The following is a 9,302-nucleotide window of genomic DNA, read 5'->3' as shown; positions in this document are numbered from 1 at the left end:
CAGCGAATCACGCCCGGCAGAGACCGCTTCTTAAAGGAGCCTGTACTCACCACCGAGGCTCTTGTTGAGGCACTAAAGACCGAGCCCTCGTTCCGTCGCAATATTGCCAAGCACTTTAATCTCCCCGAAGATCGTGTGGTTGAGTTTGTTGAGGATGCACTGGTTCCTTATATCTTGCCGACAGATACAAGCGTGATGAACTATGGAGTGACCAAATCGGGCCTTATCTACGGTAAGAAGATGAGCCTGAAGAAAGGCACTCGAGTCTGGGCGACTCGTGATGGTAAGCCGATTCTCAAGTGGATCTGCTCCAACCCCTTGCTGCCCAAAGCCCCGGTGTTGAAAGAGAAGCCAAAGATAACTCCGGTGGCGAGCACGGCTCGTCCTCTTGGTCTTCAGCAAGTTGCCGCCAATCTCACCGCTCCGGCAGGTCTGGATGCCTTGGAGGGAGGGGATCTTTCCCCCTTCGGCCCCGATATGCCTGTTGCCCCGCCGATTAGAGTTACACCGCCGATTAAAGTGGTCGAAATCCCCAATACTCCCGATCCCATCAAGCCTGTCGCTCCTCCTGTGCTTCCCCGGTTTATTCGGACCGGATTGCCGCTTCTGCCTCTGGCGGGAGTTGCGGGTGCGGTAGTGCGCTCCGTGAAGATTCCTAAGTCTACGGAGGAGGAAGTACCGGTCGTACTTGCTCCCGCGACGACTACCGCAATGGCGGCCAGCAGACGGACTACCCACAGTGCAGTACCAGAGCCTGGTACCCTTGTCTTTGCCGCTCTCGGACTTGCAGGACTGCCTCTGCTGCGTCGCAAGAAGTAGTCTCTTAGCTCTCCTGAACCGGCTCGCTTTCTCGTAAGGCGAGCCGGTTTTGTTTTTCATGGAAGAGCTGCTCGCGCCACTGGCTTAGAATCGTCCCTAGCGAGACACCAAACGAGTCGTAGACAACATCGGCGGCAACTCCCCAGCGTGAGGGGATAAAGCTCTGGTGCCACTCGTCACTGGCGGCGTATAGAATCCCCAAGATCATGGTAAACAGCACATGGCGACTTCGAAAGCGCGGGTGATCTGCCCGGATGGCTCGGTAGGCTAAGAGTGCCAGAATCAGATACTCCATCACATGGCTGGTCTTACGAATATTGAAGTCCACGCGCTCCAGCTGGCTTGGAGTGAGCTGCGCGGCAAGGCCCGGTAAAATTTTTCGTAAGACACTCTGGACGATGGGACGGGTATTAGCCGCAGAACCATTATCCGTTGACATAGCGAAAATCATACTTAACCAAAGAACTAAAGGAAGGGTATAACGGAAGAAGCGGCGCATAAGGAACTTAGTATAAACTAAAAGAGTTTGGAGTCGCAAACTTGAGGGCATACTCCTAAGTTAAGGAATGAATCTCTTTACCACAGACGAAACGATCACGGAGAAACTGGACTCTGCCCCACTCGCCGCACGGATGCGTCCCTGTACTCTCGACGAGCTGGCGGGCCAGCAACATCTGCTTTCCGTAGGGAAGTCACTTCGACAGGCAATTGAGCAGGATGAGCTTCGTTCCGCGATTTTTTGGGGGCCGCCTGGCTGCGGGAAGTCTACCCTCGCATCGCTCATTGCCCGCACGACTCGCTGTCACTTTGAGAACTTCTCTGCAGTCACGGGTGGGGTTGCCGATGTTCGTAAGCTGATTGAGCTGGCCAAAGAGCGGCGCAAAGCCTATAACCAGCGCACGCTGTTGTTTGTGGATGAGATCCATCGGTTTAATAAAGCCCAGCAGGATGCGTTCCTACCCCATGTCGAAGATGGGACGATTGTTCTCATTGGAGCCACCACGGAGAACCCCTATTTTTCCGTCAATGCGCCCCTGCTTTCCCGCGCCAGAGTCTATCCCTTTCAGGCACTGAGTGATGATGAGATCGCGGAACTACTCACGCGGGCACTGACCGATACAGAGCGCGGGCTTGGGGAGCGTGCGCTGGTACTGGAACCCCAAGCGCGTGGGTATCTTGCGGCGGCGGCAAACGGCGATGCACGGACGGCCTTGGGAGCGCTTGAGCTAGCGGCATCGCTCACGAAGGGGACAAGTATCACGCTCGCCGTAGCGGAGGAAGCCGTCGGTCAGCGTGCTATTGGCTACGACAAGTCCGGCGATACACACTACGACATGGTCTCCGCCTTGATCAAGAGCATCCGAGGCTCCGACCCGGATGCCGCGATCTACTATCTCACGCGGATGCTGGAGGCGGGAGAAGACCCCCGGTTTCTTGCCCGTCGCCTGGTGATTCTGGCCTCTGAAGACATTGGCTGTGCCGACCCGAGTGCTCTGCCTTTGGCAATGGCAGGCTTTCAGGCGACCGAGAGCATTGGGATGCCGGAGTGCGCGTTGAACTTGGCCCACGTCACGCTCTATCTTGCCGCAGCTCCCAAGTCCAATGCCTGCACCAAGGCGCTGGGACGGGCGCGGGAAGAGGTGCGGAATGCGGCATTTCCAGGGATTCCCAAACCCCTACGTGATAGTCATGCAAAAGGGGTTCGGGCGCTGGGACACGGTGAGGGCTATCTCTATCCCCACGACTATCCGGGGGGATTTGTCAAGCAGCGCTACCTACCCGAGGGACTTCCTTCACAGGGCGAGCCCTACTACCAGCCCACCGAGAATGGGGTTGAGGCAAAACTGAAGGCGCGACTGATACGCCTCTGGTATGGTGATACTGATGAAAACACTTGAGTCGCTGGAGGCGACTCTGAAAGCCGCACAAGAGCCCCATGCGCAAGTAGATGCTGCCAATACACTGGCGGAGTACTTGGCTCGCGCGGATCTGGTGCGGTGTGGGTTGCTCGTTGAAGAGACTCTCGCGAAGGCACAGCAGCTCGGCTATCGTCTGGGGGAGGCAACCGCTCTGCGACAACGCGCGGTCTGCAGCTTGATCCAGGCAGATCTTGAGGCCGCCGACACCGACTATCAAGCCGCGTTGGCACTGAGCCGCCAAGAGGGCTTTGGCGAGATTGAGGCCTCTTGCCTTCTCGGGCTGAGCACGCTTCGCCGTAAGGAGACCAACTACCCGGAGGCAATGAGTCTTCTGCTGGAGGCACATCGTCTGCGCCAGCAACAGGCCGATGTGCGTGGCGAGGTGGCGACCCTTAATAACCTGGGAGCGCTCTGTGTGGAGCTCGGAAGCTACGATCAGGCAACCGTTTTTTTGTTGGAGGGATTGAGGCTCGCACGCGAGCATGTGCTTCCCGAGTATGAGATCTTCTGTCTTTCCAATCTGGCGGGGATTAAGCGTGAGGCGGGAGAGCTCGATGGGGCCGTTATGGACTTGCTGGCTTGTTTGGAACGGGCACAGGAGCTGGAAAACCACTATGTTCGTCCGCATCTGCTCGCATCGTTGTGTGAGACGTATCTAAAGCAAGGTCAGATTGAAGATGCGCTCCGAGTCAATGAAGAGGCACTCGCTCTGGCCAGCGCCGGAACGGATCGTCAAGTAGAACTTTCCCTCTTAGTCCATCTGGGAATTATCTGTGATGAGCTGGGGATGCCCGAAGCCGCTGAGGCTGCCTTTACGCGGGCTCTGGACCGGACAAAGCGTCTGGGCGATCGTGAACGCCACTTGGAGACACTCTGCCAAGCCGCCGCGTTCTACCAGCGCCATCAGCGTAATGCGGAGGCGCGGCAGGCGTTTCATGAAGCACTGGATCAGGCCCAGTTCGCTGGTGCACGACGGCATCTGGCTCGGATTCTACGGGGTCTTGCGAGTCTGGAGCCTGAGAGCCTTGTTCACTACGAAAGCCAGGCGGAGGCAATTGAGATAGAACTCAAGCAACAGGCCCTGAAAAGCAACCAGCTCGCTCAGGCGGCACAGGGACTTTAGCCGTGTTATAATGCCCTGTGCTAGCGCTACTTCAACGACCCGGCATCAGACAACTTATAAAGTTTTGCCTTGTTGGGATATCTTCATTTGTGATTGATGCAGGCTTACTAAGTCTGTTACATTATCGTGTGGGACTACCTGTAGCGGTGGCCGGAACTCTCTCATTTCTGTGTGCGGTAACCAATGGATATATCTGGAACAGCCGCTGGACATTCCGCGATCGTCAGGGAGATTCTAAGAAACAGTACCCCAAGTTTCTTGCCACCAACGTGGTCGGCTGGGTGCTGAACCTGACTGTGATGACTCTGGCAATTGTGATGGCGATGCGACTTGGTTTGATGCACACAGAACGCTCCACAAATGAAATTATCCAAATTATTGTCACAGGAAAAGGCAAGAGTGAGTTTAGCCCAGTCGTCTTGATTGGAGCAAAGGTTGTGGCTGCAGTTGTTGTAGTCGCGTGGAACTTTACGGCGGCACGGCTGTGGACGTTTAAAGCGTCCGAGACCAGTGTGGCCGAGCCAGTCTGAAGAGATTCAGACATTTTTAGAAATTTGAGTCAGGAACGAGGCAGTGTCGCCGTTGAGCCTGGCAGGAGACTGTTTTGAAGGAAATCATCGTCAATAGTGACGCACGAGAGACGCGCGTTGCTGTCCGCGAAGACGGACAACTGATTGAGTTGCATATTGAGCGCGATGAGCGCGTGGTGGGAAGTATCTACAAGGGCCGGGTAGACAATATCGTGGCCGGTATTGATGCCGCTTTTGTGGACATTGGGCTGGATCGGAATGCCTTTCTCTATGCCGGGGATATTATTCCGGGTGGTGGTGGCGACGATCTTGAAGAAGAGGGCGGCTTTGATCGGCGGGGTCGTCGCCCCCGCTCCCACACTCCCATTCGCGATCTGGTGCGCCGGGGCCAAGAAGTGCTCGTGCAGGTTACCAAGGGCGCACGAAGCACGAAGGGAAGTCGGGTCAGCACCCGTATCTCTCTGCCGGGGCGCTATCTCGTGTTTATGCCCGAAGAGAACTCTACGGGAGTCTCTCGCAAGATAGACGATCCCCGAGAGCGAGATCGCCTGAAGAAGATTATCGAGAGCATCCGCAAGCCGGGCTATGGCCTGATTGTCCGTACCGAGGCTGAGGGCAAGACCGAGCGTGAGCTACGCCAGGATCTGGAGTTTCTGGAGCGCTCGTGGGCGGAGATTAAGGCGAAGGCGACGGCGATGCCCGCTCCAAACCTCATCCACGCCGACCTGACCCTGCTGCTACGGATCTTGCGCGATACTTTTGGCTCCGATGTCGAGAAGATGTATCTGGACTCCGCGGCAGAGTATCGTAAGGCCCATGAGCTCCTCGACTTCTTTGGTCCGACACTTAAAGACCGCGTCGTGCTCTATGATGGCGACAAGGCGATCTTTGAGAACTTTGGGATCGAGACCGAGATTGAGCGCTATATCAAGCGGCGTGTCCCACTCAAGTCGGGTGGTTATTTGGTGATTGATCAGGCCGAGGCTCTGACTGCGATTGATGTCAACTCCGGAAAGTTTGGCGGTAAGACCGATGGCCTTAATGACACGATTGTTCAGACCAACCTAGAGGCGGTCAATGAGATCGCGCGCCAGCTTCGTCTGCGAGACATGGGCGGCATTATTGTCCTTGATTTGATTGACATGAATAATGCCAGTGACCGCCGCAAGGTTGAGCAGGCCTTTGAAAGTGCCCTTAAGACCGACAAAAATCGCTGTAAGGTCAGCCATATCTCCCCACTAGGGCTGATTGAGATGACTCGCAAGCGCACCGGTGAGACGGTCAATGAGCAGATGGACGAGGTCTGTCCCTACTGCGCTGGAACCGGCCAGGTTTCATCGCCGCAGAGTGTGGCAATGGTCATTGAGCGCGATCTACGGCGACGGGCACGGAGCGAGAAGGGCGAGGCGTTTTTGGTAAGCTGTCACCCCTTAGTGGCCGCTGCGCTCGTCGGCGAAGATGGCGCAGAGCTGGAAGAGCTGGAGCACGCGCTGGAGCGGGGGATCTACATCCGCGCCACCGATGTGGGCCACCATGAAAAGTACGAGCTGACCACGGGCCGTCTCGACGATTTTGACCGTCGCTATGGAGCGCTCAAGCGGGGACAGATGGTAGAAGCGCGTGTCTTGACCATCAGCGACAGCATTCCGCCGGTTGCTGCCGGGCTTGCAGAGGGGGGCATGATTGTCTTCGTGCCCCCGACTGGGCGTCAACCCGGCCATGGTGTGCGCGTTCGTCTGGCCGCTGTCAGCCGCTCGTTTGCTGTGGGGGAAGTGCAGGGCAAGGGCAACAATAACGGCGGCGGGGGCAGTGAGCCCCCCGTCTCTCCAAAGCCCGAACCGCCCCGCGCTGCCAAAGAAGCGCCCCGTGAGCCTGCCAGGGGAGATGCCTCCAGTGATGAAGTCCGCAACCGCCGCCGCCGGCGCCGTGGTGGGGGACAGCGCACCGGCACGACGGCTTCGTCTTAGCGCTTAAGCTGGGCCTGCTCCCATGCCAGTGTCTCGGGGAGTCCTTCTTCGAGGCTACGGGGAACATAGCCCAGCTCTCGCCTTGCTTTTTGGTTATCACCCAGGTAGGTAACACCTGCAGAGACGCGCAGAAACTCGGAGGAGTATTTTTCTGGCAGGGGAATACGGATGCTCTCCAGAAGTGCCATCGCGCTGGCGAGACCTCTGAGGAGTCCTGGGGAAGCACGGCGCTTCGTGACCGGGATTCCCGTGAGTTTCTCCGCAACTTCTAGTGCCTCAACCAAAGTATAGGGCGGCCCGGCGATGATATAGCTCTCGCCGGGCTTTCCTTTTTCCATCGCCAGCCAGTGCCCTAAGACAATGTCGTCCACGTGTGCCCAGCAGTAGGCCGCGCCTTGCGGGATCAGGGGGAGCTTGCGGGTGAGAAACTGCTGGAGGGTCTGGTGGGCTGCACTGGTGTCGCCGGGGCCGTAGACAAGGCCAGGCTGGACAACGACCAGAGGAAGCCCTTGCGCGATAAACTCGTCTGCGATGTCATGAGCAGCGGCCTTGGTGCGGTCGTACTCCGAGAGATGTGGGCCGTCGTAGCGATAGTCTTCGTCGGGGAGCTCGCCGTGGGTATCTGAGAAAACGGCCAGCGTGGACGTGTACACACCCTTGGGAATCGCCAGCTCCCGCATCGCCTCTAACACATTTCGGGTTCCCTCCACATTGACTGCCACTCCCTCATGAGACTTTGCCCCTGGCCCGATCTTGTACCAGCCCGCCACGTGACAGACACCATCGCAGCCTGACATCGCTGCTTTGAGAGACTGAGGATCGGTAATATCGCCCTTGGCCAGTGTTACACCAAGCTCGGCGAGGTTTTTTGCCTTTTCCGGAGAGCGTACCAGCGCCACCACCTCGTGGCCCTGTGCTCGTAGAAACGCCGCCAAGCGCCCGCCAATAAAGCCGGTTGCCCCGGTTAGAAAGTATCTCATGCGGGGATTCTACCTGATGGGCGAGTGGCACTCTTTCTGCTTTAGTACATTGCATCATGGATATAACACGACGATCTTTTCTGCTTGGCCTTGGCCTCAGTGGCGCGGCGCTCACGGCAGGTTGTGGCGGCGGTGGGATGGTGGCTCCGAACCGCTATAGCCGAAGTGTGGCGATGCAGTGGAATGATGAGCTGCTGCTCTCCCTCCGAGGGGGGAAGCTTGGACCTCCGATGACCGCACGGGCGATTGGGATTGTCCATACCTGCCTCTATGACGCCTGGGCCTGCTACGATACGGTTGCAAAACCGACCCAGCTAGGGATCACCCGTCGGCCTGTTGCGGAGCGAACGCAAGCCAACCAGGAGTGTGCCCTGAGCTACGCCGCCTTTCGTGCGCTGAGCAATCTCTTCCCAGACGATGTCACACGCCTGAGTCAGCGCATGGTGGCTCTGGGCTACGTGGCCAGTGACACGACGGAGCAAGCAGACTTGCCCATCGGTGTGGGAAACCACTGTGCTCGCCTGATTATCGAGGGACGAGTGGTGGACGGAGCAAACCAGCCGGGCGGCTATGCAGACACGACGGGCTACAAGCCGATAAACACTCCCGATGTGATCAACGATCCGAGCCAGTGGCAGCAGCTACGCTTCGCTAATGGGAAGGCACCTGGCTATATCGCGCCCCACTGGGGCAACGTGCGCCCCTTCTCACTCTCGTCGGGGAGTGCGCTTCGTCCCAGTGCCCCTCCGGCGTACGGCTCACCCGAGTATCTGCGTCAGGTAGAGCAGCTTTTGGGAGTCTATGCCAATCTGACGGACACCCAAAAGGCCATTGCCGAGTACTGGGCAGATGGGCCAAGCTCCGTTCTGCCGCCGGGCCACTGGTGCCTGTTTGCCGACTGGATCTCCATGCGTGACCGGCACACGCTTGATGAAGACGTGAAGCTCTTATTTCTTATTGGAAATGCCGTGATGGATGCCGGCATTGTCGCCTGGGACGCCAAGCGTACCTACAACACGTCACGCCCGATCACGGCGATTCGTAGCCTGCTCGTGGGCCAAGAAGTCATGGGCTATGCAGGGCCAGACAGTGGGCTACAGCGCATGGACGGTCGGCTGTGGATGCCCTACCAGTCACCGAATTTTGTCACGCCTCCGTTCCCTGAGTTTGTGAGTGGGCACTCGACATTTAGCGCCGCCGCTGCGGAGATCCTCAAGCGCTTCACGGGAAGCAATATCTTTGGTAACTACGCCACTATTGCCGCGGGGACGCTCGCCTTTGAGAAAAATACCCCCGCGGAGCCCATTAACCTAGGTTGGGAGACTTTTAGTGATGCCGCAGACCAAGCGGGAATCTCGCGGCTCTATGGTGGGATTCACTTTGAGAGTGGGGATCGCATCGGACGTCAGCTGGGACGGCTCGTCGGGGAAGCGGTCTGGCAAAAGGGGATGGCCTACATCACCGGAGCCGCCTAGCGCTTCTTCTTGACGCTCATGGGCTTGAGAGGCTTGCTGGCCTGATCGTGCTCCCGCAGGAACTTTTCCACAAAGCGGGGGCCACGGTCTTCGACGAGTTTCTCCAGCACAAGACGCGTTCGTGCTTCTTCCAGCGTGATTTTGTTGGCCTCGGCGGAGTCAATGAGAGCTTTCTCTAAAAAGGCGATAGAGGACTCGGTCTGTGTGGCCATCCACTGCTCCCAGAGGCGGGCAATGCGCTCGGGGGTGCCATAGAGCTGGGCAAAGCGCTCCCAGATATTGGTGTGTAACGAATCGGTTTCGGGCATGTCGCTATTCTATCGGCTAGCGCTGTAGTTAGCCGTGCGAAAGGGGTGCAGGACAAAAAAGTGGTGAGGCAAGCCGATTTGCCTTCTGCTCCTAAAGTCGTCATCATAGGGGGATGACAGAAGAAACGAAACAGCGACTTCGCCAACGCTTTGAACAGATCCTTGCCGCCCAAGATGCACC

General features: G+C 57.6%; 9 protein-coding genes. 6 read left to right on the top strand and 3 right to left on the bottom strand.

Going from position 1 to position 9,302, the window contains the following annotated elements:
- On the top strand, positions 1-819 hold an 819-nt coding region (locus tag RMO15_RS03735; protein WP_309707974.1), incomplete at its 5' end, for a PEP-CTERM sorting domain-containing protein.
- A 4-nt stretch (positions 820-823) separates the two neighbouring features.
- Here RMO15_RS03735 and RMO15_RS03730 read toward each other — a convergent pair.
- A complete protein-coding gene (locus RMO15_RS03730; protein WP_309707971.1) occupies positions 824-1,318 on the bottom strand; it encodes a VanZ family protein in 495 nt (164 codons plus the stop codon).
- A 67-nt stretch (positions 1,319-1,385) separates the two neighbouring features.
- Between RMO15_RS03730 and RMO15_RS03725 the strand changes: the two genes are divergently transcribed.
- The 4 genes from RMO15_RS03725 (at position 1,386) to RMO15_RS03710 (ending at position 6,358) form a co-directional block, all read left to right on the top strand.
- Positions 1,386-2,717 (top strand): replication-associated recombination protein A, encoded by a 1,332-nt coding sequence (locus RMO15_RS03725; RefSeq protein ID WP_309707968.1) that lies wholly within the window; start codon positions 1,386-1,388, stop codon positions 2,715-2,717.
- The gene (locus RMO15_RS03720; protein ID WP_309707964.1) at positions 2,704-3,861 is read left to right on the top strand and encodes a tetratricopeptide repeat protein; all 1,158 of its coding nucleotides are present in this window, start codon (positions 2,704-2,706) and stop codon (positions 3,859-3,861) included. The genes RMO15_RS03725 and RMO15_RS03720 overlap by 14 nt, the downstream gene beginning before the upstream one ends.
- Positions 3,862-3,878: 17 nt before the next feature.
- Positions 3,879-4,391, top strand: coding sequence for a GtrA family protein (locus RMO15_RS03715; protein WP_309707962.1), 513 nt, complete (start codon positions 3,879-3,881; stop codon positions 4,389-4,391).
- Between the two features lie 74 nt (positions 4,392-4,465).
- A complete protein-coding gene (locus RMO15_RS03710) occupies positions 4,466-6,358 on the top strand; it encodes an Rne/Rng family ribonuclease (RefSeq protein WP_309707960.1) in 1,893 nt (630 codons plus the stop codon).
- On the opposite strand, the gene RMO15_RS03705 is transcribed toward RMO15_RS03710, so the two are convergent.
- Entirely contained in the window at positions 6,355-7,338 is a 984-nt protein-coding gene (locus tag RMO15_RS03705) for an NAD-dependent epimerase/dehydratase family protein (RefSeq protein WP_309707957.1), read from the bottom strand. The genes RMO15_RS03710 and RMO15_RS03705 overlap by 4 nt on opposite strands.
- Positions 7,339-7,394: 56 nt before the next feature.
- On the opposite strand from RMO15_RS03705, the gene RMO15_RS03700 reads away from it, so the two are divergent.
- Positions 7,395-8,813 (top strand): vanadium-dependent haloperoxidase, encoded by a 1,419-nt coding sequence (locus RMO15_RS03700; RefSeq protein WP_309707954.1) that lies wholly within the window; start codon positions 7,395-7,397, stop codon positions 8,811-8,813.
- Here the strand turns inward: RMO15_RS03700 and RMO15_RS03695 are convergent.
- Positions 8,810-9,121 carry a hypothetical protein gene (locus RMO15_RS03695; RefSeq protein WP_309707951.1) on the bottom strand — a complete coding sequence of 104 codons (312 nt, stop codon included), beginning with the start codon at positions 9,119-9,121 and terminating at the stop codon, positions 8,810-8,812. The genes RMO15_RS03700 and RMO15_RS03695 overlap by 4 nt on opposite strands.
- Positions 9,122-9,302: the final 181 nt, after the last annotated feature.

Origin of the sequence: Armatimonas sp. (assembly GCF_031410135.1) — a bacterium.
Taxonomy (GTDB): domain Bacteria; phylum Armatimonadota; class Armatimonadia; order Armatimonadales; family Armatimonadaceae; genus Armatimonas.
The sequence above is the reverse complement of the archived record's forward strand: the minus strand, read 5'-3'. Positions and strand labels throughout refer to the sequence as shown.

Coding starts and splice junctions, on each gene's coding strand:
- RMO15_RS03730 (WP_309707971.1), bottom strand. CDS start 1,318: ATGCGCCGCTTCTTCCGTTATACCCTTCCTTTAGTTCTTTGGTTAAGT.
- RMO15_RS03705 (WP_309707957.1), bottom strand. CDS start 7,338: ATGAGATACTTTCTAACCGGGGCAACCGGCTTTATTGGCGGGCGCTTG.
- RMO15_RS03700 (WP_309707954.1), top strand. CDS start 7,395: ATGGATATAACACGACGATCTTTTCTGCTTGGCCTTGGCCTCAGTGGC.
- RMO15_RS03720 (WP_309707964.1), top strand. CDS start 2,704: ATGAAAACACTTGAGTCGCTGGAGGCGACTCTGAAAGCCGCACAAGAG.
- RMO15_RS03725 (WP_309707968.1), top strand. CDS start 1,386: ATGAATCTCTTTACCACAGACGAAACGATCACGGAGAAACTGGACTCT.
- RMO15_RS03695 (WP_309707951.1), bottom strand. CDS start 9,121: ATGCCCGAAACCGATTCGTTACACACCAATATCTGGGAGCGCTTTGCC.